This window comes from Streptomyces rubrogriseus, assembly GCF_027947575.1.
Taxonomy (GTDB): domain Bacteria; phylum Actinomycetota; class Actinomycetes; order Streptomycetales; family Streptomycetaceae; genus Streptomyces; species Streptomyces rubrogriseus.
Genome location: NZ_CP116256.1, coordinates 7,634,323 through 7,653,947, shown reverse-complemented (window position 1 = coordinate 7,653,947; position 19,625 = coordinate 7,634,323). Strand labels below are relative to the sequence as shown.

The window sequence follows — 19,625 nt, the reverse complement described above, 5'->3', positions numbered from 1 at the left end:
TACCTCCGTTGCTCCGCCTGGGCCGATGGCCGCGCCGCCCGTGGCGGTCCTACGGTGAGCCGCATGCGCTCTCGCGACCTGTGGCAGGCCCTGTCCGCCCGCCGCTATCTGCTGTCCGCCTGGCCGTGGCGGGCGACCGCCTACCTGGTGACCGGGGCGGTGGTCGGCGCCGCGACCCTGGTGGGGCTGGCGGTCGCCCTCGTCGTCGGGGGTGTCCTCACCGTGGTGCTGGTGGGGCTGCCGCTGCTGGTGCTCACCGCCCTCGCCGGTATCCCCCTGGCCCGCCTGGAGCGGCGGCGGCTGCGCCTGATCGACCGCGCTCCCGCCCCCGCCCGGCCGGTACGGCAGCCGCCCGCCACCGGGCCGTGGCCCTGGCTGATCACCCGGCTGCGCGAGCGGGCGACCTGGCGGGAGCTGGGCCACGCGCTGCTGTTCGCCCTCGTCCTGTGGCCGCTGGACGCCCTGGCCGTCGCCCTCGCCCTGGGGGTGCCGCTCCACCTGGCCGGCACGCCGCTGGTGATGGCCACGGCCGGCGGGGGAGAGGAGGCGAAGGTCCTCAAGCAGTGGACGGTCACCACCTGGCCGGCCGCGTCCGGCGTCGCCGTGCTCGGGCTGCTGCTCCTCGCCCTGGGCGGCTACGCGCTGGGCCTGGCGGCGGGCGTGCGGGCCGAGCTGGCCCGGGTGCTGGTGGGCGCCCAGGGCGAGAGCGATCCGGAGGCCAGGGTCGTCGAACTCACCCGCTCACGGGCCCGGTTGGTGGACGCCTTCGAGGCCGAGCGGCGCCGCATCGAACGCGACCTGCACGACGGCGCCCAGCAGCGCCTGGTCGCCCTGACGATGGCTCTGGGCCTGGCCCGCCTGGACGTGCCGCCCGGTCCGCTGGCCGACCAGCTGGCCAAGGCGCACGGGGAGGCGGGCCGGGCCCTGGAGGAACTGCGCGAGCTGATCCACGGCATCCATCCCAAGGTCCTCGCCGACTACGGCCTGCCGGCGGCGGTCGCCGACGCCGCCGACCGCTCCGCCGTGCCCGTCGACGTCGCCCTGGAACTGCCCGGACGGCTGCCCCGGGCGGTGGAGGCCGCCGCCTACTTCGTGGTCTGCGAGGCCCTCGCCAACGTCGGCAGGCACAGCGGCGCCGACCGTGCGGAGGTGACCGGCGGCCACCGCGACGGGCGGCTCCTCCTGTGCGTCCGCGACGACGGCCGGGGCGGGGCCGACGTCGCGGCGGGCAGCGGGCTGACCGGACTCGCCGACCGGGTGTCGGTCCTGGATGGCAGACTCTCCCTGTCCAGCCCGCCGGGCGGACCGACCCTGCTGAGCGTGGAGATTCCTTGCGAGTGGACCGAACGCTTCGCGTAGTGCTCGCCGAGGACAGCGTGCTGCTGCGGGACGGCCTGACCGGCCTGCTGGCCCGCTTCGGCCACGAGGTGGTGGCGGCCGTCGGCGACGCGGAGGCACTGGTCGCCGCGGTCGCGGAGCACGTCCCGGACGTCGTCGTCACCGACGTGCGCATGCCGCCCGGCTTCCAGGACGAGGGCCTGCACGCGGCGGTGCGCCTGCGCGGGGAGCGGCCCGCCCTGCCCGTGCTGGTCCTCAGCCAGTACGTGCAACGGGCCTACGCGGCCGAGCTGCTGGACTCCGGCGACGGCACCGGCGTCGGCTACCTGCTCAAGGACCGCGTCGGCCAGGTCGAGGAGTTCGTCGACGCGCTGGCCGAGGTGGCGGCGGGCGGCACGGTCGTCGACCCGGAGGTGGTACGCCAGTTGCTGCGCCGCCGCCGGGACCCGCTGGAGCGGCTCAGCCCGCGCGAGCGCGAGGTGCTCGCCCTGATCGCCGAGGGCCGGTCCAACGCGGCGATCGCCCGTCAACTCGTCGTCTCCGAGGCGGCCGTGGGCAAGCACATCGGCAGCATCCTCACCAAGCTCGACCTGCCCCCGGCGACCGAGACGCACCGCAGGGTGCTGGCGGTGCTGACGTATCTGCGGGGCTGACGCGGTTACGCGTCGCGGGACGGACGAAGGTGTACGGATTTGGTCACGAATCCTGCACGGGACGGCACTTCACCTCCACACGGCGGCACGATTGATCGCCACATGCCCCGCCCCGGCGGTGGTCCCGGCCCGTACCCACTCGGCACCGCTACCAGGAAAGTGAGCCCGTGAGTTCCGTCCCGCCTCCCGACCGTTCCGACGACGAACCGGCCCCCTCGATCTCCGACGAGCAGTTGGCTGCGTTCCTGCGGGAGGCCGCCGACGGCGGTGGTGGCTCCGCTCCCAAGGAGCCGTCGGCGCGGGCGCGGATGGTGGCCCGGCGGTTGCGCGAGGAGGCGGAGCCGACGCCCTGGCGGGCCCCGCAGGACAACCCGAGGGGCGACGGCCGCGGCCGTCGGCGCCTGGTGGGCACGGTGGTCGGCGCGGTGGTGCTGGCGGCGCTCGCCGTCGTCGCCGTACGGCCCTCCCTGGTCCTGGACCGGCTGCCCGGCGGGGACGACGCCTCCGCGACGCCCACCCTGGCGGCCGAGTCGGGGCGGCCGACCGGCGCCCCCGGGGAGGCGGCCGGGGCGGAGCGCGCCACGCGCGAGCACCCGTTCCGCGGCTCGCCCGCCGAGCGGTGGGCCGAGGGCGCCGACGCCATCGAGGTACCGGCGGCGAAGCCGCTGTCCGGCATGAGCAAGGACGACGTGGCGTTCGCGCTGCGCCGCACCAAGGAACTCCTGGTCGCCGCCAACCTGGACCCCGCGGTCCTGCGCGGGGAACGGCCGGACGAGGCGCTGGACGTGCTCGACCCGAAGCAGCCGGAGCTGCTGCCCAAGCTGCGCCGCTCGCTGAGCACCCCGGACGCGGACCACGACCCGCTCCGGCTCTTCACCCGCTTCGACCCCGACGAGACCCGCCTGGCCGGCGACGTCGTGAAGGTCCGCGGCCGCATGACGCTCGCCGCGGGCGAACCGGGCGTGGTGAAGGTCGACGCGGACTACACCTTCGTCTACCCGCTGGTGCGGGCCGACGACGCCGACGGGCCGGTCGCCCGCACGATCATCCGCCGCGTGCTCACCCTGACCCTGAACGACCCGGCGAAGTGGAACGTGACCGAGGGCAAGCTCCTGGTGGAGAAGTACTTCTCCGAGTACGGCAACACCGACTGCGACGTCTACGACGGCTACCTGCACCCCGGCTTCCCCGACGACGACGGTCCGGGCGGCGCGCGGCCCACCGGCCCGCAGACCGACCCCTACGACCGGAGCCGCCCCCTCACCGGTTCCGGTTCGGAAGGCTGCGGCCAGGTCACCCGTACCTGACGCGGACGTGACCGGGCCCGGGCGCTCTCCCTCACGCACGCCCGGACCCGTCCCCCGTTGTCCCCTGTGGGGGTCAGTGGGGTGTCACACTCGCTGCCACAGCGCCGGAACGTTCGGCGGCTCCCAGCCCGCGTAGGCCTGGTGGCCCTGGAGGCAGCGGAAGGTGGCGCCGCCGTACGTCACGGTGTCGCCCGGCTGGTAGACGGTGCCGGCCGCCCAGGTGCCGCCGGGCTCCTCGCCGCCGTCGTCACCGCCGCCGTCGTCGCCGCCGGTGGTCTTGAGCGTGAGCCCGTAGTTCTGGAGCAGCGCGTTGATCGGCTGGAAGAAGGTCTCGCCGCCGGAGCGGCAGTCGCCCGAACCGCCCGAGGTGACGCCCTGCGCCTGGCTGCCGGAGATGAAGGAGCCGCCGGAGTCGCCGGGCTCCGCGCACACCGTGGTCTTGGTGACCGGGGAGATGGTGCCTTCCTGGTAGGTGACGCTGGTGTTCAGCTGCGTGACGGTGCCGCAGTGCCAGCCGGTCGTCGAGCCGGACCGGCACACGGACGCGCCGACCGGGGAGGCCGTGGAACCGGTGACCTGGACGTTCTGCCCACCGGCGCCGAGCACGTACGGGGTCGCCGTCCACTGGGAGTTGGTGGCCACCCACGCCATGTCGCGGCCCGGGAAGATCGAGCCCTGGAAGGTGCCCTGGGCCACCCGGTTGGCGCCCGTGGTGCTGGAGCCGGCCCGGCCGCAGTGGCCCGCGGTGGCGAAGCCCTGCTGGGTGCCCTTGGTGATCGGGAAGCCGATCGAGCAGCGGCTGCTGTTGTTGATGTAGTACGCCTCGCCGCCGCGCAGGTCGTAGAAGGTGCGGGGCCGCTCGGTGCGGTTCTTCACGCGGGCGAGGGACCCGTCGACACCGGCCGCCGACAGCAGCGAACGCGCCGCGGCCGGGCGGATCGCCTCGACGACGACGGTGTTGGTGCGCGTGTCGACGTACCAGACGGGCGCGTCGGCGGTGTTCAGACCGGCCGCCGCCTTGTCCAGGCGGGCCTTGGCCGCGTCCAGGTCGGCGAGCGAGTGGCGCACGACCTTCGCCTCGGCGCCCCGCGCCTCGATCGCGGCGACGTCGCCCGCGTCGGTCGCCGCCACGGTCAGGGTGCCGGACTCGGCACCGCGCACCCACGCGCCCGCGAAGTCGCCGCCGAGCGCGGCCCGCAGCCGGCCCGCCGTGGCGCCCGCCTCGGCCTCGTTGACGAGGCGGCGCTCCGCCTGCTGAGCGTCGAGGCCGAGGTCCCGCTGCATGGCCTTGAGGAGAGCGGGGGCGCGGCGTCGGTGCGCAGCGTCTCGGCCGCGGTGGGGGCGGAGCTAGGCGGGTGCCGTCCCGGCGCTCGCGGAGCCGCTGAGCCCGGCCACGAGCAGGGCCGCGGTCGCGGCGACGGCGGCACCCACGGCTCTGTGGTGTCGGTGTCGGTGGGGCATGGGGGAACTCCTCGGTCTCGGTGGGGAGGTGCCGAAACCGTAGGGAGGGGCGACCGGCCGGCATAAGAGGTCAGCCGTCCCTCTCCCCGGCGTTATGGAACCCGGTGGGCCGACATCCACTCCGTGTAGCTGTCGCTGTTCGCCGCCACGCTCGCGTGCGCCATGCGCGCCTGCGAGAGCACCTCGGCGGCGGTGTCCTGCCGCTGCGTGGCCGCGTGCCAGCCGAGCAGGTGCCGCCAGGTCAACGGGGTGTCGGCCAGGGGCCTGGTCACGATGCCGGGCGTGGTCGGGAAGGTCGCCCGGCACAGCCCGACCGCCCGTCCCACCTGCACCAGGTGCACGAGGGACGCGGTGTCCGTCTCGTACATGCGGCGCGGGGTGAAACCGGCCCGGGCGCACGACGCGGTGAAGCAGTCGCCGAAGCAGCCGTCGCCGGGTACGCACGCCCACTCCTCGTGGGCCAGCGCGGTCAGGTCCACCTCCGCGCGGTGGGCCAGCGGGTGGCCGTCGGTCATCATGACGAACACCGGGTCGACGGCGACCTCCCGCCACACCAGCCCCTCGCCGGCGGGCGGCGGCGCGGTGCCGCAGGTCCCGGCCAGCGCGAAGTCCAGCCGCCCCTCGGCGAGCTGCCCGGCCAGCTCCCGCTCGGACCAGGAGGTGCAGGTCGTCATCCGGGCGTCCGGCGCCACACCGGCCAGCCGGTCGAGCAGGGCGCCCAGTAAGGGCCCGTGGGTGCCGCCGATCCGCAGCCGCTCCGCCGTGCGCGGCGCCCGGGCGAACCGGGCCGCCTCCTGCTGCAGCTCGGTCACCGCCGGGAGCACGATCCGGCTCCGCTCCAGTACCAGTTCGCCCAGCGCGGTGGCCCGCACGCCGTGTCGGCCGCGCACGAACAGCGCTCCGCCCAGGGCCCGTTCGATCCGCTTGAGCTGTGCGCTCAACGCGGGCTGCGCGAGACCGAGAGCCGTCGCCGCCCTGGTGAGGCTGCCGGCGTCGGCGATGGCCCGGACCGTCTTGAGATGCCGCAACTCCAGCTCCATGAGGGGAGCTTGCGACGCGGGGAGTGCGGGGGCAAGGGGTTGGTACGGACCTGTGGAGGAAACTTCAAGTACTTGCTTCCTCGTTCGCGGCGGTCAACTCCCGGGTCCGGCGCAGCAGCTCCTCCCGTACGGAGTCCGGTGCCAGCACGCGCAACGGCGTGGCGAGGCTGAACAGATACCGGGCCAGCCCCTCCGCGCTCGATCCGCCGATCTCGACGACCGTGGCGTCCGGCCCGTCGGCCCGGTGCAGCCCGACCGTGGCGGGAACGGACCGCAGCGCCTGCTCCATGGGCACCGGCAGGCGGACGGTGGCCAGCACCGCGTACGGCCCGGTCGCGCTCGCGCGGGACACGAGCAGCGCCGGATCGGGCAGCGGTTCGGTGAACTCGACGGCCCGGCCGGTCGGCTGCACCCGCTCGACCCGGTCCGCCCGGAACGTCCGCCACTCGCCCCGCGCGACATCCCGGGCCACGAAGTACCAACGCCGCCCGGTGTGCACGAGCCGGTACGGGTCCACGTCCCGCACGCTGGCCCGCCCTTCCCAGTCCCGGTACGCCATCCGGGCCCGTTCGCCCCGCCGGCACGCGGCCGCCAGCTCCAGCAGCGTCCCCGCCGCGACCTGCGGCTCACCGGAGCGCGGGGTCTGCACGAACGCCGCGTCCATGTCCCCGAGCCGGTCGCCCAGCCGCTTGGGCAGCACCTGCCGCAGCTTCAGCAGCGCCGACAAGGCGGCCTGGTCCCCGCCGAGGGCCCCGCTCAGCGCGGCCTCCCGCAGCCCGACGGCCACGGCGAGGGCCTCCTCGTCGTCGAGGATCAACGGCGGCGTACGCGTCCCCGGCCGCAGCCGGTACCCGCCCCACGGCCCCGGGTCGGAGTCGACGGTGTACCCCAGCTCCCGCAGCCGCGCGACGTCCCGCCGCACCGTCCGCTCCGTGACCTCCATCCGCTCGGCCAGCTCGCCGCAGGTCCAGGCGGGCCGGACGGCGAGCAGGGAGACCAGCCGCAGCAGCCGGGCCGAAGTACTGAGCACGGTGGGGAAGTCTGCCACGATCCACCGACGTGACCAGGACCGAACCTGTCCTGGTCACGTCCTACGGTCCTCCCATGACGACAACGCAGAACGCCTCGGCACCGACTTTCCGCTACTCGGCCGTCACCTTCGACTGCTCCGACCCGGCCGCGCTGGCCCGCTTCTGGGGCGAGGCCCTAGACCTCCCCGTGGCCTTCAACACCGACGACTTCTACCTCCTCGGCGGCAAGGACGGCGCACCCGGCCTCGGCTTCTGCCGCCTCCCCGACTACCGCCCGCCGACCTGGCCGGGCACCGACCAGGAGAAGCAGGCCCACATCGACGTCGGCGTCGACGACCTGGACGCGGGGGAGGCCCGCCTGCTCGCCCTGGGCGCCACGAAGCCCGACTTCCAGCCGTCCCCGGACCGCTGGCGGGTCCTGCTGGACCCGGCGGGGCACCCGTTCTGCGTGTCTACGGTGGCGTGAGCCGGGGAAGGGTTACTCGCTCTCGAAGACGGCCTCGGCCGACGCCGCGGTGACGGCCCGTGCGAGCCAGTGACGGAGGACCTCGGGGTCGCCGCACTCCGTGATGCGCGTACGGACCTCGTCGGGGACGTCGAGTCCACGCTGTTCCAGGACCAGCAGCACATCCTGGGCGCCCTGCTGGGCGCGGCCTTCGTCGCGGATCTCTTCCGAGATGTACGACTTGTGGAAGGAGAGGTCGTGCTGGAAGACGCGGTGCATCGCCTCGTGGGGCGGGCTGACCATGGAGTTCCTTGCTGGTTCAGGGATGGGAGGCGACTGCCGTAAGGCAGTCGCGGCAGTGGGATTCGGTCTCGGGGGCCCGGAAGCCGCGGTCGCAGCCCTCGCAGTTCTGGAGGGGGTGGCGCGGCGGCGGTACGACGGCCGACTGCGTGCGGAACGGCGGCGGTGGTGGCAGCCGGTCGGTGAGGCGGTGCGCCAGAAGGGCGGCCGGGCGGCGCAGGGGTTCCTCCGGGAGGCCGGTGGTCAGGGCGTGCCGTACGGCGCTGGGGGCGACACCGCGCTCCAGCCAGGCCGCGACCCCCGGCACCAGGTGAGCCGTGTCCGTCGCGGAGAGCAGCAGCCGGGCGTCGCGTCGTCGCAGGTCGGCCAGGAGGTCGAGCGCCGTCTGGAGGAGGGCCGGGGCGGTGCTGCTCGGCCGCGGTACGGCTGGGAGCGCCTTGGGTCCCGTACGGCGTGGCGGCGTAGGCGTGCGCTTCGCGGGCGGGCAGCCCGTGTCGGCCGGTTCGCGGCGGCTCGCGTGCGGCTGGTTGCAGGAGACCGTGCGGGTGACGATCCGGCCGGTCTGCGTGCGGTGGCGCTCGCGGCGCAGGTAGCCGTGGGCCTCCAGTTCGCGCAGGGCGGCGGCGATACGGGTCGGCCCCTCCGGGAAGCGGGCGGCGAGCGACTTGATGTCGGCGCCCGCACCGGCGGGCAGCGACTGGAGGTGGCAGCTGAGGCCGATCGCGAGGAGCGACAGCTCCTTGTGCTGGACCAGGTGGTTGCCGATCACCACGAAGCGGGTCGTGTGACGGGTGTTGTCGTGGGTGATGCCGCCGCCGTGGCGACGCGTACGGGACGGATTGTCAGCAGGGGCTGACTGGGCGCGCGGGGGCGCGCTAGGGTTTTGGGTATCCATCGGGAAGTTCCTTGGGTAACGCTTCCTTGGTGGTTAGGCCCTCGCACCGGGATGCCAGTCCCAGCGGGGGCCGATGTCTTTTCGGTTGTTTGCGCTGAGAGTAGGGGAGTTGGGGACCCGGAAATCCAGCTGAGCCGGTGATGTTCACCCACCCGAGTGACGACGCGCCTCGGGCGGGAGGGGTGGGGCTTGGTAGGGGTCATTTCCCCGGGTTCTTCGTCTTGGTAGGGCACCGACGGCACCGGAACCTCAGAACGTGGGTTCCGGTGGCGTACAGCGCAGTTCGGCCCACACGGTCTTGCGCGGGAAGCGGCCCTCCGTCACTCCCCAGCGGTGCGCCAACGCCTCGACCAGCAGCAGACCCCGGCCGGATTCGGCGTCGGAGGCCGGCGTTTGAGGGGCGGGGAGTTCCTGGCCCCGCGTGTCGGTGACCTCGATGCGGAGGATGTCGCCGACGACGTACAGGGTGAGCCGGAAATCGCGGCCGGGGACGCGTCCGTGGTCCGCCGCGTTGTTGGCCAGTTCGGCGACCAGGAGGCGTGCCGGGTCCAGGGGCAGGCCCCAGGCGCGGAGCTGCTCGGTCGCGAGCAGGCGGGCGAGGCGGGCACCGCGTGGGGTGGGAGAGAGCTGCACGCTGAAGTTGCGGACGGACGCGGTGAGTTCGGTGGTGGATTTCTGGTTCACGTCACTCAGCGTGGCGGTGTGTGCGTACCGTGAGAAGTGACTCAGCGGGTACGTACGGTGACTGTCCGGCGCTTGTCCAGTGGTGTCGGCGCTGTCGGGGAAGGGGCGGAGGATGGCGGTCGAGACGGACGAGTCGGGGTGGGAGGTCGACCCGGACGACGAGTGGGGCGTCGCGGTCATCACCACGGTGGGACGGCAGTTGAAGCTCCGTCGGGAGGCGGCGGGGATGCGGGCCGGCGACTTCGGAGTGGCGGTCGGGTACGGGGAGGACCTCGTCTACAAGGTCGAGGGCGGCAAGCGGATTCCCCGGCAGGAGTATCTGGACAGGGCCGACGAGGTGCTGGACGCCGGTGGGCTCCTCTCGGCGGCCTGGGAGGACGTGAAGAAGGTCCGGTACCCGAAGAAGGTGCGGGAGCTGGGGAAGTTGGAGGGCAAGGCGGTCGAGATCGGCATCTACGAGTGCAACAGTGTCCACGGGCTCTTGCAGACACCGGAGCATGCCCGCGCGCTGATGGAAGCGGCCCAGCCGCCGTACTCCGCAGACGACGTACAGCGCATGGTGGCCGCTCGCATGGCACGGCAGTCGGTCTTCGAACGCGATCCGGCGCCGTCGATCCACTTCGTCCTGGAAGAGGCGCCGTTGCGACGGCCGGTAGGGGGCACAATGGTGCAGCAACAGCAGCTCGAACGCCTGTTGGAGGTGGGGTCGTTGAACCACGTCTCGCTTCAGGTGATGCCGACGAGCAGTGATGCCCACCCGGGTGTGGACGGCAAGATCGAGCTGTTGAAGTTCCCGGATGGCACGGCAGTGGGACGTAGTGATGGTGCGTTCAACGGTCGGCCGACTGCTGAGCCCAGGGAGCTGCGCATCCTCGAGCTGCGGTATGGCACCATCCGGGCGCAGGCTCTCCCGCCGAGAGCATCGCTTGCCTTCATCGAAAAACTGCTGGGAGAGACATGATCCGCGAGACCGAACCGGTCTGGTTCAAGAGCAGCTACAGCAGCGGTACGGACGGCAACTCCTGCGTCGAGCTGGCCCTCACCCCCGCCACCGTCCACATCCGGGACTCCAAACACACCGACGGCCCCCGCCTCACCCTCACCCCTGCCGCCTGGGCGAGCTTCCTGCCGTACGCGTCGCAGCGCTGACCTCGCCGACCTCCTGCGTGCCGACGACCGACAGCAGCTCCAGCAGACCCGCGCTCTCGGTCCCCACGGCCGGGGTGAACCACAGGAGCCGCTGGCGGCCGTCCTCGCTGAAGAGGTTGAGGCAGTTAACCTCGACCAGGCCGATCACCGGGTGCACGAGCCGTTTGCGGTCGTGGCGCCGGAACGCCACGTCGTGGTCGGCCCACAGCGCGGCGAACTCGGGGGAGACGCCGAGCAGCGTACGGACCATCGCGCCGGCCTCCGTGTCCTTCGCGTCCCGCCGGGCGGCGGCCGCCCGCAGGTCGGCGACGAAGGAACGGGACTGGTACGCGTGGTCGGCCTCGGGATACAGCAGCCGGGCCTCCGGCTCGGTGAACCACCGGTGCACGAAGCTGGCGCGAGGCCCCCGGTAACCGGACTGGTCCCCGAGCAGCGCCACGGCCAGCGGATTCTGTACGAGCGTGACGTGCAGGTCGGTGATCACCTGCGCCGGGGTCGAGGCCATCCGGTCCAGCAGGTCCAGCATGCCGGGGTGGACGTGCGACGCGGCCCCGCCCTGCACGGGTACCGGCCGGTCGGCGATCCGGTACAGGTAGTCCCGCTCGTCGCCGGACAGCCGCAGCGCCCGCGCCAGCGCGGCGAGCATCTGCTCGGACGGCTGGGACCCGGCGCCGCGCTCCAGCTCGTTGTAGTAGTCCACGGACGCCCCCGCGAGGTGCGCCACCTCCTCGCGGCGCAAGCCCGGCACCCGGCGGCGCGGCCCGGCCGGGAGCCCGACGTCGGCGGGGCGGATGCGCTCGCGCCGCGACCGTAGGAACGCTCCCAGCTCGGCGTACTTCACAGCCCTCATGAGGTCCATTCTGCGCCGGGCCGGGCCGCTGACCCAGGGGATGGCATCCCCTGGCTGCGCCGCCCGACCGGGCGCATCGTGGAGCCATGACCACGCACACGAACCAACAGAGCGCCGTCGAACGGGTCGCCGTCGTCACCGGCGGATCCCGCGGCATCGGCCGGGCGGTTTCCCGGAAACTCGCCGAGGACGGCCTGGCCGTCGTCGTGAACTACGCCAGTGACGCCTCGGCCGCCGACGAGACGGTGGCGGCGATCACCGGAGCCGGCGGACGGGCGATCGCCGTACGGGCGGACGTGGCGGAGGAGAAGGAGGTCGCCGCGCTGTTCGACCGGGCGGAGGACGAGTTCGGCGGCGTCGACGTCGTCGTGAACTCGGCCGGGCGGATGACCCTCTCGCCCATCGCCGACCTGGACCTGGCGGCGCTGGACGCCATGCACCGCACCAACATCCGCGGCACCTTCGTCGTCGCCCAGCAGGCGGCGCGGCGGCTGCGGGCCGGGGGCGCCTTCATCGGGTTCTCGACGTCCGTCGTCGGTGCGCAGTTCCCCACGTACGGCGCGTACGCGGCCAGCAAGGGCGCCGTGGAGGCCATGACCATGATCCTGGCGCGGGAGCTGCGCGGCCGGGACGTCACCGTGAACACGGTCGCGCCCGGGCCGACGGCGACCGACCTGTTCCTCGACGGCAAGACCCCCGAGCAGGTGGACAAGCTGGCGAAGACCCCGCCTCTGGAGCGGCTGGGCACACCGGAGGACATCGCCGCGGTGGTCGCCTTCCTCGGCAGCCCCGCCGGGCACTGGGTGAACGGCCAGGTCCTGCGTGCCAACGGAGGGCTGGTCTGATGCCATTCGCACACTTCAAGGTCCCCGCGGGCACCCTCTCGGCGGAGGACAAGAAGAAGATCGTCGAACGCACCACCGACCTCTACGCGGAGATCTACGGGGAGCGCGCCCGTCCGACCACCGTCGTCCTGGTCGACGAGGTCCCGGACGGAGGCTGGGGCGTCGCGGGCAACGTGCTCACCGCCGCGATGCTGAACGGGGACGGGTAGCGTCGTCAAGGAGGCCGGCGCCGCCGGGAGGCCTTCGTCTCATCCAGTGATCGGGTGCTGGCCATGGGGTTTACATGCGCGTAACACTTAAGTGTCCCGCGCGCGGCAACGGCGCCGAGCGCCTCCCACCGGTCGCTGCATGCGACCGGTGCCCGCCGTGCCAGAAAGGGCCCCTGTGACGACGCGAAGCGAGACGCAGTCCACCCTCGACCACCTCCTCACCGAGATCGAGCTCCGCAATCCGGCCCAGCCCGAGTTCCACCAGGCGGCCCACGAGGTCCTGGAGACCCTGGCGCCGGTCGTCGCGGCCCGCCCCGAGTACGCCGAGCCGGGCCTCATCGAGCGGCTGGTCGAGCCGGAGCGCCAGGTGATGTTCCGGGTGCCGTGGCAGGACGACCAGGGCCGCGTCCGCGTCAACCGGGGCTTCCGGGTCGAGTTCAACAGCGCGCTGGGCCCGTACAAGGGCGGTCTGCGCTTCCACCCGTCCGTCAACCTGGGCGTCATCAAGTTCCTGGGCTTCGAGCAGATCTTCAAGAACGCGCTGACCGGCCTCGGCATCGGCGGCGGCAAGGGCGGCAGCGACTTCGACCCGCACGGGCGCAGCGACGCGGAGGTCATGCGGTTCTGCCAGTCCTTCATGACGGAGCTGTACCGGCACATCGGCGAGCACACGGACGTCCCGGCCGGGGACATCGGCGTCGGGGGCCGCGAGATCGGCTACCTCTTCGGCCAGTACCGCCGGATCACCAACCGCTGGGAGTCCGGCGTCCTCACCGGCAAGGGCCAGGGCTGGGGCGGTTCGCTGATCCGCCCGGAGGCGACCGGCTACGGCAACGTGCTGTTCGCGGCGGCGATGCTGCGGGAGCGCGGCGAGGACCTGGAGGGCCAGACCGCGGTCGTCTCCGGCTCCGGCAACGTGGCGATCTACACCATCGAGAAGCTGACCGCCCTCGGCGCCAACGCCGTCACCTGCTCGGACTCCTCCGGCTACGTCGTCGACGAGAAGGGCATCGACCTCGACCTGCTCAAGCAGATCAAGGAGGTCGAGCGCGGCCGCGTCGACGCGTACGCCGAGCGCCGGGGCGCCTCGGCCCGCTTCGTGCCCGGCGGCAGCGTCTGGGACGTCCCGGCCGACCTCGCCCTGCCGTCCGCCACGCAGAACGAGCTGGACGAGAACGCCGCCGCCACCCTCGTCCGCAACGGCGTGAAGGCGGTCTCCGAGGGCGCGAACATGCCGACCACCCCCGAGGCCGTCCACCTGCTCCAGAAGGCGGGCGTCGCCTTCGGCCCCGGCAAGGCGGCCAACGCGGGCGGCGTCGCGGTCAGCGCCCTGGAGATGGCGCAGAACCACGCCCGTACGTCCTGGACGGCGGCGCGGGTGGAGGAGGAGCTGGCGGACATCATGACCAGCATCCACACCACCTGCCACGAGACCGCCGAGCGCTACGACGCCCCCGGCGACTACGTCACCGGCGCGAACATCGCCGGCTTCGAGCGCGTGGCCGACGCGATGCTGGCGCAGGGCGTCATCTGAGGACCCGACGGACGGGGCCCCACCGCGACCGGTGGGGCCCGGGCTGCCGCGCCCCGGCGCGGGTCGCCGGGGGAGCGGATCAGTGGTCGGAGTAGCGGATCAGTGGTCGGAGTAGCTGAAGTCGCCCACGGTCCAGGCACTGACGTCCTCGAGTGCCACGCGGTACATCCCGCCCGTCTCCGGGATCCCCATCGTGCCCTGGAGGATCCGGGCGACATGGAAGTGCAGGTGCGTGGGCGGTCCGTCGTGTTTCGCGGGGGCCTCGAAGACGGCGGAGAAGTCGCCCAGGTCGGCGGAGTCCGTCAGCACTTCCGAGACCCTCTGCCTCCACACCCTCTCGGGGGCCAGGCGACCGGTGATGACAGCACCGTGGGTGACCACGGTCAAGGACATCCGGCTGCTCTGTCCGGATTCCACGAGAGCAGCGATGTCAATGAGCAGCTCGTCAGGCTTCGACATGAGGACGGATTTTATCCGCCCCTCCTCCCGGGTGGAGCGCCCGGTGGCCCTACCGTGCGGGACGGCCGCTCGCGGAGCTGTCGCCCGAGGCTTCGGCGCCGCCGCGTCGCAGTTCCTCGTTGATGCGCTGGGCCTCTTCGAGCTGGTCCTCCAGGATGATGATGCGGCAGGCTGCCTCGATGGCGGTCCCCTGGTCGACCATCTCGCGGGCGCGAGCGGCGATACGCAGCTGATAGCGGGAGTAGCGGCGATGGCCGCCCTCCGAGCGCAGCGGCGTGATCAGCCGCGCTTCACCGAGGGCCCGCAGGAAGGCGGGTGTGGTGCCGAGCATCGCGGCGGCTCGTCCCATGGTGTACGCGGGGTAGTCGTCGTCGTCGATCCGGTCGAGCGGTGTACCTGCGGTCATCTGCACCTCTGTTCGGGGAATGCGTCGAGGGGCCTTGGTGCCGAACGGCACCAAGGCCCCGAGGGATTTGTAACACCATCTGTCGGCCTACTGTGCCGACCTTCTGATTCCGCGCCGCCCCTTCAGGAGGGTCGGGCAGTTGAGGGATCGCGGATGCGTGACCGTGGGACCACCTTCCGTTCCGGGGCCTGCGGTACCCGGTGAGAACCTTCTCGCCCGGGCGATCCTGATGGCGTCCTCCTCCTTCTTCTCTCGTACCTGTCGTGTCCTCGTTCTACGTGTTGCCGACGGGCAGTTCGTGTCTGCCGCGCCTCGTTGACTTCCTGGCTACAACAGAACACTAACCTCAAGGACGACCGTATGTCTACATCAGCCACTACAGTTTTTACCCCATGCGGGTGAGCGACTTTCCGTAACGAGGCCACATGCGCGGGTCGCCGCCGGTGGCGGTGTACCCCGTCCGGCCCTGGCGGCGGCCCGGAGCCCGCGGCGAGACTTGCGCGCATGCAGAAGCTCTCCCTCGACGCCCTCGCCCGCGAGCACCTCGAACGCGCCGCCGCCACCTCCAGCGGCCGCAGCGCCACCACGGTCCACGGCGGCCACGAACTGGTCCTGCGGCAGACCCTCCTCGCCCTGACCGCCGGCACCACCCTCGCCGAGCACGAGAACCCCGGCGAGGCGACCGTCCAGGTCCTGCGCGGCCGGGTCCGCCTCACCAGCGGCGACACCTCCTGGGACGGCCGCGCGGGTGACCTCGTCCTGATCCCCCCGGCCCGCCACAGCCTGGAGGCGCTGGAGGACTCGGCGGTCCTGCTGACGGTGGCCAAGACCGGCTGACCGGCCGGCCGACCGGCGGGCCGGGGGCGCCGGCTGAACCGGAGGCGAACAGCCCGGGAACACCCCACGGAGTCCGGGCGGCGGCTTGCCGAACCCCCTACCGTTCGCGTGCGCACTGTTCTTGTCTGTTCGAATGGTGCGTGCAGTGGACAACGGAACATCGGTGCCCGAGCGGGCGGAGGTCCGGCTGAGACAACCGCTCCCCCCGCTCGTCGTCGCCCCGCCGGACCCGAAGCCCGCGGGCCACAGGCGGGCGGGCGGCCGGCTGTACGTCATCGACGGCATCCGCCTGCTGGCCGCGCTGATGGTGGCCGCGCACCACTACGCCGGGACCTGGCGCGCCGACCGCCCCGGCAACCTGATCTGGGACCGCCCGGTCTCCGAGATCATGCCCACGGTGTTCCGCTTCGCCTCCTACGGCTGGATAGGCGTCGAGATCTTCTTCGTCATCAGCGGCTTCGTGATCTGCATGTCGTGCTGGGGCCGCACCCCGCGCCAGTTCTTCGTCTCCCGGGTGATCCGGCTCTACCCGGCGTACTGGTTCGCGGTCCTGTTCACCACCGCCGCGCTGATCGCCGTACCCGGCGTGTGGGAGCGCCTCCGGCTGCGCGAGGTCCTGCTCAACCTGACCATGCTCCAGTCCGGCTCCGGCGTCCCCAACGTCGACGGCGTCTACTGGACCCTCTGGTCCGAGCTGCGCTTCTACCTGCTCTTCCTGGTCGTCGTCGCCATGGGGCTCACGTACCGCAGGGTCGTGGTCTTCTGCTGCGTGTGGGGCGCGGTCGCGATGCTCGCGCCGGTCGCCCGCCTGCCCCTGCTCGAACTGGTCGCCAACCCGGACGGCGCCTGGTACTTCATCGCGGGCCTCGCCCTCTACCTCATGCACCGCTTCGGCCAGGACCTGCTCCTGTGGGGCATCCTCGCCATGGCGTGGCTGATGGGCCAGCTGGAGCTGGGCAACCGCATCGAGGACGTCGAACGCGTCTCCGGCTGGCGCGGCAGCGTGGCGATCTTCACGGTCTTCCTGCTCTTCATGGTCGCCGTGGCGCTCGGGTACACCGACCGGATCCGCTGGAAGTGGCTCGTCACGGCGGGCGCCATGACCTACCCCCTCTACCTGGTCCACTACGCGGCCGGCACGGCCCTCATAGCCCGCCTCCGCGACACGATGGACGCCCGTCTGCTGATCGCCGTACTCATCACGGGCTTCCTGCTCCTGAGCTACCTGATCCACCGCTTCGTGGAACGCCCGCTGTCCCGCCTGCTGAAGCACGGCCTGGACGCGTCCTTCACCCGACTCCGCAACGCGGACCACCGCCCCTGAGACCACGGCGCCCGGCCTCCCGATCGATGGGACCATGTTCGGAACATCGCATCGAACGACGTCGACGACGCACGGGGAGGCCGCGCACGACATGGCCCGTTACACGGAGGCACTGACCGTCGAACGGGGCGGTTTCCGGATCAAGGTTCCGGAATCCTGGTGGGAGTTCGACGTACGCCCGGAGTCGCGGGACGACTCCATCCGCCGCATGGTCGACGACCGCATACGCCAGCACCCGGAGCTGAAGCCCTCCCGCGCCGCCTACGTCGCCTTTCTCCAGAAGGCGGCCTCCGACGCGTGGAAGTCGGGTGCCCTGTACTGCGGCTGCATGGCCGAGAGCTTCGGCGGCGACACCCCGATCACGGGCTCGGTCACGGTCTCCCTGATCGGCGGCCGCACGTCCACCGGCGACCCCCTCCCCACCGACCCGGGCGCCATCGCCGCCCAGCTCGCGGTCAAGGAGGCGAAGAAACCCGGCGACTCCTGGCGCCAGGTCACCACGGTCGACATCCCCGGCGTGGGCCCCGCCGCCCGCACCCGGGGCGTGGAGGACATCCCGGTCCCGGACGACGCCCTGAATCGCACGGTCCGCGCCGTTCTCATGCAGACCTACATCCCGGTCCCCGGCCAGGAGGGCAAGGTCGCCCTGGTCGCGGGCAGCAGCCAGGTCCTCGACCTCGCGGACTCCTTCTTCGACATCTTCGACGCGATCACGTCGACGTTCCGGTTCGCGGGATGACCCGCCTTCAACTGCCCGCTGGAGGAGGCGTCACCCCGGATCGTCCGGGCGACGCAACTCCCGGACGCCGCCCAGCGAGGCTTCGCCTTCACCGCGGCGGGGACGGCGGCCCGTCTCAACGGCACGCTGACGCCGGAGCTGTACGCCGCACTGCGGGCGGAAGGACCGGGCCGCAGGAGCATCGCCGTGAACGCCATCGACGACACCCTGACCTTCGTACCCTTTCGACGACTGCCGACCTGGCTGAAGTGCTGGCGCGTCGTCTCAACGGTGCGGAACAAGCTGGACGCGTGGCGGCTGAGCTTCGCCTACGCGGCGAGCGACGCCTGGAGAGCAGTACGCAGACGCTGAGTACCTTTCTTCGAGCGATCGCGTCTTGTAAATTCACGTGTGCGTACGGGTGGTTGCTGATGCGACGCGTGAGCTGACGGGGGTTGCGGGATGGTGGGCCACCGCAGCTGACTGGTCCGAGGAGTACGCGTATGACGCGGCCGGCAACCAGAGCCAGGCCTCGTGGCCTTCCGGCTCGCCGGGGCACGAAGCCGTCGGCCCGCGCGAGTACCTGGGAACTCGACTGAGTCGCGCCGGGGGTGTCCGCTACGAACACGACGACGCGGGCCGGATCACGGTACGCCGCAAAAGACGGCTGTCACGCAAACCGAGCGTCTGGCGCTACACCTGGGACGCCGAAGACCGACTGACGTCCGTGGTCACCCCGGACGGCGCATGCTGGCGATACCGGTACGACCCGCTGGGGCGCCGAATAATGAAGGAGCGCTTGGCAGCCTCCTCCGAGGCCGTGATCGAGCAGGTGTATTTCGTCTGGGACGGGAGCACTCTGTGCGAGCAAACCAGCACCAGTTGGGAGAGCCCGGAAGCGATCACGCTCACATGGGAACACGACGGCCTTCGCCCTCTGACCCAGACCGAACGCAAGACGACGTCTGACTCGGGCGTGGCACAGCGCGAGATCGATCGCCGCTTCTACGCAATCGTGACTGATCTGATCGGTACGCCCACGGAGCTCTTGGACGACCAAGGCAACATCGCTTGGCGTAACCGCTCGATCCACTCGGCCTGGCCCCTTGCCAGAACGACGAGATCCTTCCTGAGGGATACACGCCGTCTCCGGCTCTGGAGAAGGACCCATATCACCCGGACATGGTCAAGCGGCGGCGAGCGGAGAACGCAGAGCTGTACGCCGCCAGCCCAGCGGACAGGGCTGCGGAACTGGGCTACAAACGTCGTATCTCACCTCAGAAGGCGCCCGTCCACTCGCATGGGCAAGAGGTGTTCTTCAACGGCAAGAACTACATCACGCCAGATGTGGACGGCCACAACGTGTCCGACGGCTGGAAGATGTTCAACAAGAAGGGCCAGAGGATCGGTACCTATGACGCGGACCTCAACTACATCAAGAAGTGAGAACTTCGCCGTCAGGGTGCTGGCCACCCCGCCACCGGGCGGGACCGAAGGCGCCGGCGAAGCATGGGGCTGTATCAGGGTGGGGGAGCTCGAGGAGCGTTTCCCCATGAGCCTGAGCTACTGGAACGTCGCCCGGTACGAAATGAGCTGGCGACGATGTCTGGAGCTACTCGTCGAGGGTGGGCCGGACACGGCATCGTGCCTCGTCACGTCGATCACAGCCCCGGCGAACAGCAACTTTGTCTTCTGCTGGCCGCTGTACAGATCCGGAAGCATCGTCCACGTACAGAACTCGATCATGTTCCTGGACGAACTGGAAGAGGAGTTCGCGCCCGACGAGCCCTGGCGCTTCGTGGAGCAGCGGTCCACGGTCGATGAGGACGGGCAGGAGATCTCCGAGTGGCGGACGACCGTCCAGGACGTGGAGAGGTTCCTCCAGGCTGAGGCGCGCTGAGGCGCGTCGGCATACCGCCCGGTGACGTGGGGTACAGTCATCCGCTTCGATTGGCCAGCCCCGCGCCCCGTATGGCAGACTAGCGGGGTTGCTCGGTCGAGTGCCGATGCTGCGCGCCTCCCGCCGGGGGGACCGGAAGCGAGTCCCACAGTACTCGTCGTCCCTGCTCAGGGGCGGACGTACGGGAATCTTCCGGGAAGCGTCAGCGGGGTGCAGGCCAGGCGCCCGGTGGGCCTCTCG

At 71.7% G+C, this 19,625-nt stretch carries 22 protein-coding genes and 2 pseudogenes; 15 read left to right on the top strand and 9 right to left on the bottom strand.

What is annotated here, in order from left to right:
* Positions 1 to 63 precede the first annotated feature (63 nt).
* The 3 genes from Sru02f_RS34390 to Sru02f_RS34380 all read left to right on the top strand — a co-directional run bounded on the left by Sru02f_RS34390 (position 64) and on the right by Sru02f_RS34380 (position 3,298).
* Positions 64 to 1,359, top strand: coding sequence for a sensor histidine kinase (locus Sru02f_RS34390; RefSeq protein ID WP_109034211.1), 1,296 nt, complete (start codon positions 64 to 66; stop codon positions 1,357 to 1,359).
* Entirely contained in the window at positions 1,359 to 1,991 is a 633-nt protein-coding gene (locus Sru02f_RS34385; RefSeq protein ID WP_106518119.1) for a response regulator, read from the top strand. The genes Sru02f_RS34390 and Sru02f_RS34385 overlap by 1 nt, the downstream gene beginning before the upstream one ends.
* A 167-nt stretch (positions 1,992 to 2,158) precedes the next feature.
* Entirely contained in the window at positions 2,159 to 3,298 is a 1,140-nt protein-coding gene (locus Sru02f_RS34380) for a hypothetical protein (protein ID WP_109034213.1), read from the top strand.
* 84 nt (positions 3,299 to 3,382) lie between these two features.
* On the opposite strand, the pseudogene Sru02f_RS34375 reads toward Sru02f_RS34380, so the two are convergent.
* The 3 genes and pseudogenes from Sru02f_RS34375 to Sru02f_RS34365 all read right to left on the bottom strand — a co-directional run bounded on the left by Sru02f_RS34375 (position 3,383) and on the right by Sru02f_RS34365 (position 6,829).
* Positions 3,383 to 4,759 (bottom strand): annotated as a pseudogene (locus tag Sru02f_RS34375) (alpha-lytic protease prodomain-containing protein).
* A gap of 92 nt (positions 4,760 to 4,851) precedes the next feature.
* Positions 4,852 to 5,799 carry a LysR family transcriptional regulator gene (locus Sru02f_RS34370; RefSeq protein ID WP_109034216.1) on the bottom strand — a complete coding sequence of 316 codons (948 nt, stop codon included), beginning with the start codon at positions 5,797 to 5,799 and terminating at the stop codon, positions 4,852 to 4,854.
* Positions 5,800 to 5,863: 64 nt separating this feature from the next.
* Complete coding sequence (locus Sru02f_RS34365; RefSeq protein WP_244941920.1) at positions 5,864 to 6,829, bottom strand: helix-turn-helix transcriptional regulator; 966 nt, start codon at positions 6,827 to 6,829, stop codon at positions 5,864 to 5,866.
* Positions 6,830 to 6,903: 74 nt separating this feature from the next.
* Here Sru02f_RS34365 and Sru02f_RS34360 point away from each other — a divergent pair, with 74 nt between their 5' ends.
* A complete protein-coding gene (locus Sru02f_RS34360) occupies positions 6,904 to 7,296 on the top strand; it encodes a VOC family protein (protein ID WP_162495224.1) in 393 nt (130 codons plus the stop codon).
* A gap of 12 nt (positions 7,297 to 7,308) precedes the next feature.
* On the opposite strand, the gene Sru02f_RS34355 is transcribed toward Sru02f_RS34360, so the two are convergent.
* The 3 genes from Sru02f_RS34355 to Sru02f_RS34345 all read right to left on the bottom strand — a co-directional run bounded on the left by Sru02f_RS34355 (position 7,309) and on the right by Sru02f_RS34345 (position 9,154).
* On the bottom strand, positions 7,309 to 7,578 hold the full coding sequence (locus Sru02f_RS34355; protein WP_373103650.1) for a hypothetical protein: 270 nt from the start codon (positions 7,576 to 7,578) through the stop codon (positions 7,309 to 7,311).
* A gap of 16 nt (positions 7,579 to 7,594) precedes the next feature.
* Positions 7,595 to 8,470, bottom strand: a complete 876-nt coding sequence (locus tag Sru02f_RS34350) for a helix-turn-helix domain-containing protein (RefSeq protein ID WP_109034219.1) — start codon at positions 8,468 to 8,470, stop codon at positions 7,595 to 7,597.
* Positions 8,471 to 8,719: 249 nt separating this feature from the next.
* Complete coding sequence (locus Sru02f_RS34345) at positions 8,720 to 9,154, bottom strand: ATP-binding protein (protein ID WP_109034221.1); 435 nt, start codon at positions 9,152 to 9,154, stop codon at positions 8,720 to 8,722.
* Positions 9,155 to 9,266: 112 nt separating this feature from the next.
* Here Sru02f_RS34345 and Sru02f_RS34340 point away from each other — a divergent pair, with 112 nt between their 5' ends.
* On the top strand, positions 9,267 to 10,115 hold the full coding sequence (locus Sru02f_RS34340; protein ID WP_109034501.1) for a helix-turn-helix domain-containing protein: 849 nt from the start codon (positions 9,267 to 9,269) through the stop codon (positions 10,113 to 10,115).
* Positions 10,112 to 10,303, top strand: a complete 192-nt coding sequence (locus tag Sru02f_RS34335) for a DUF397 domain-containing protein (protein ID WP_109034223.1) — start codon at positions 10,112 to 10,114, stop codon at positions 10,301 to 10,303. The genes Sru02f_RS34340 and Sru02f_RS34335 overlap by 4 nt, the downstream gene beginning before the upstream one ends.
* On the opposite strand, the gene Sru02f_RS34330 is transcribed toward Sru02f_RS34335, so the two are convergent.
* A complete protein-coding gene (locus Sru02f_RS34330; protein WP_109034224.1) occupies positions 10,254 to 11,144 on the bottom strand; it encodes a helix-turn-helix transcriptional regulator in 891 nt (296 codons plus the stop codon). The genes Sru02f_RS34335 and Sru02f_RS34330 overlap by 50 nt on opposite strands.
* A gap of 95 nt (positions 11,145 to 11,239) precedes the next feature.
* On the opposite strand from Sru02f_RS34330, the gene Sru02f_RS34325 reads away from it, so the two are divergent.
* The 3 genes from Sru02f_RS34325 to gdhA all read left to right on the top strand — a co-directional run bounded on the left by Sru02f_RS34325 (position 11,240) and on the right by gdhA (position 13,741).
* The gene (locus Sru02f_RS34325) at positions 11,240 to 11,998 is read left to right on the top strand and encodes an SDR family oxidoreductase (RefSeq protein ID WP_109034226.1); all 759 of its coding nucleotides are present in this window, start codon (positions 11,240 to 11,242) and stop codon (positions 11,996 to 11,998) included.
* Positions 11,998 to 12,207 carry a 4-oxalocrotonate tautomerase family protein gene (locus Sru02f_RS34320; RefSeq protein ID WP_003974281.1) on the top strand — a complete coding sequence of 70 codons (210 nt, stop codon included), beginning with the start codon at positions 11,998 to 12,000 and terminating at the stop codon, positions 12,205 to 12,207. The genes Sru02f_RS34325 and Sru02f_RS34320 overlap by 1 nt, the downstream gene beginning before the upstream one ends.
* 175 nt (positions 12,208 to 12,382) lie before the next feature.
* Positions 12,383 to 13,741, top strand: a complete 1,359-nt coding sequence (gdhA, locus tag Sru02f_RS34315) for an NADP-specific glutamate dehydrogenase (protein WP_003974280.1) — start codon at positions 12,383 to 12,385, stop codon at positions 13,739 to 13,741.
* Between the two features lie 99 nt (positions 13,742 to 13,840).
* Here the strand turns inward: gdhA and Sru02f_RS34310 are convergent, their stop codons facing one another.
* Positions 13,841 to 14,200 (bottom strand): hypothetical protein, encoded by a 360-nt coding sequence (locus Sru02f_RS34310; protein WP_109034227.1) that lies wholly within the window; start codon positions 14,198 to 14,200, stop codon positions 13,841 to 13,843.
* 49 nt (positions 14,201 to 14,249) lie between these two features.
* Entirely contained in the window at positions 14,250 to 14,606 is a 357-nt protein-coding gene (locus tag Sru02f_RS34305; RefSeq protein ID WP_109034229.1) for a MerR family transcriptional regulator, read from the bottom strand.
* 504 nt (positions 14,607 to 15,110) lie between these two features.
* Here Sru02f_RS34305 and Sru02f_RS34300 point away from each other — a divergent pair.
* The 6 genes and pseudogenes from Sru02f_RS34300 to Sru02f_RS34270 all read left to right on the top strand — a co-directional run bounded on the left by Sru02f_RS34300 (position 15,111) and on the right by Sru02f_RS34270 (position 19,385).
* The gene (locus Sru02f_RS34300; RefSeq protein WP_109034230.1) at positions 15,111 to 15,443 is read left to right on the top strand and encodes a cupin domain-containing protein; all 333 of its coding nucleotides are present in this window, start codon (positions 15,111 to 15,113) and stop codon (positions 15,441 to 15,443) included.
* 145 nt (positions 15,444 to 15,588) lie between these two features.
* Positions 15,589 to 16,767, top strand: a complete 1,179-nt coding sequence (locus tag Sru02f_RS34295; protein ID WP_244941921.1) for an acyltransferase family protein — start codon at positions 15,589 to 15,591, stop codon at positions 16,765 to 16,767.
* A gap of 91 nt (positions 16,768 to 16,858) precedes the next feature.
* Entirely contained in the window at positions 16,859 to 17,506 is a 648-nt protein-coding gene (locus tag Sru02f_RS34290; protein ID WP_109034233.1) for a hypothetical protein, read from the top strand.
* A 3-nt stretch (positions 17,507 to 17,509) separates the two neighbouring features.
* Positions 17,510 to 17,857, top strand: a pseudogene (locus tag Sru02f_RS34285) (hypothetical protein); the annotation flags it as partial.
* An 810-nt stretch (positions 17,858 to 18,667) separates the two neighbouring features.
* On the top strand, positions 18,668 to 18,931 hold the full coding sequence (locus Sru02f_RS34275) for a toxin C-terminal domain-containing protein (RefSeq protein ID WP_159107564.1): 264 nt from the start codon (positions 18,668 to 18,670) through the stop codon (positions 18,929 to 18,931).
* A 106-nt stretch (positions 18,932 to 19,037) separates the two neighbouring features.
* The gene (locus Sru02f_RS34270; protein ID WP_159107565.1) at positions 19,038 to 19,385 is read left to right on the top strand and encodes a hypothetical protein; all 348 of its coding nucleotides are present in this window, start codon (positions 19,038 to 19,040) and stop codon (positions 19,383 to 19,385) included.
* The last annotated feature ends 240 nt before the right edge of the window (positions 19,386 to 19,625 follow it).

Bases quoted from the DNA above. Each gene is read 5' to 3' on its own strand.
- Sru02f_RS34390 (WP_109034211.1), top strand. From the start codon at position 64: ATGCGCTCTCGCGACCTGTGGCAGGCCCTGTCCGCCCGCCGCTATCTG.
- Sru02f_RS34370 (WP_109034216.1), bottom strand. From the start codon at position 5,799: ATGGAGCTGGAGTTGCGGCATCTCAAGACGGTCCGGGCCATCGCCGAC.
- Sru02f_RS34360 (WP_162495224.1), top strand. From the start codon at position 6,904: ATGACGACAACGCAGAACGCCTCGGCACCGACTTTCCGCTACTCGGCC.
- Sru02f_RS34355 (WP_373103650.1), bottom strand. From the start codon at position 7,578: ATGGTCAGCCCGCCCCACGAGGCGATGCACCGCGTCTTCCAGCACGAC.
- Sru02f_RS34350 (WP_109034219.1), bottom strand. From the start codon at position 8,470: ATGGATACCCAAAACCCTAGCGCGCCCCCGCGCGCCCAGTCAGCCCCT.
- Sru02f_RS34340 (WP_109034501.1), top strand. From the start codon at position 9,267: ATGGCGGTCGAGACGGACGAGTCGGGGTGGGAGGTCGACCCGGACGAC.
- Sru02f_RS34335 (WP_109034223.1), top strand. From the start codon at position 10,112: ATGATCCGCGAGACCGAACCGGTCTGGTTCAAGAGCAGCTACAGCAGC.
- Sru02f_RS34325 (WP_109034226.1), top strand. From the start codon at position 11,240: ATGACCACGCACACGAACCAACAGAGCGCCGTCGAACGGGTCGCCGTC.
- Sru02f_RS34320 (WP_003974281.1), top strand. From the start codon at position 11,998: ATGCCATTCGCACACTTCAAGGTCCCCGCGGGCACCCTCTCGGCGGAG.
- Sru02f_RS34310 (WP_109034227.1), bottom strand. From the start codon at position 14,200: ATGTCGAAGCCTGACGAGCTGCTCATTGACATCGCTGCTCTCGTGGAA.
- Sru02f_RS34305 (WP_109034229.1), bottom strand. From the start codon at position 14,606: ATGACCGCAGGTACACCGCTCGACCGGATCGACGACGACGACTACCCC.
- Sru02f_RS34300 (WP_109034230.1), top strand. From the start codon at position 15,111: ATGCAGAAGCTCTCCCTCGACGCCCTCGCCCGCGAGCACCTCGAACGC.
- Sru02f_RS34290 (WP_109034233.1), top strand. From the start codon at position 16,859: ATGGCCCGTTACACGGAGGCACTGACCGTCGAACGGGGCGGTTTCCGG.
- Sru02f_RS34275 (WP_159107564.1), top strand. From the start codon at position 18,668: ATGGTCAAGCGGCGGCGAGCGGAGAACGCAGAGCTGTACGCCGCCAGC.
- Sru02f_RS34270 (WP_159107565.1), top strand. From the start codon at position 19,038: ATGAGCCTGAGCTACTGGAACGTCGCCCGGTACGAAATGAGCTGGCGA.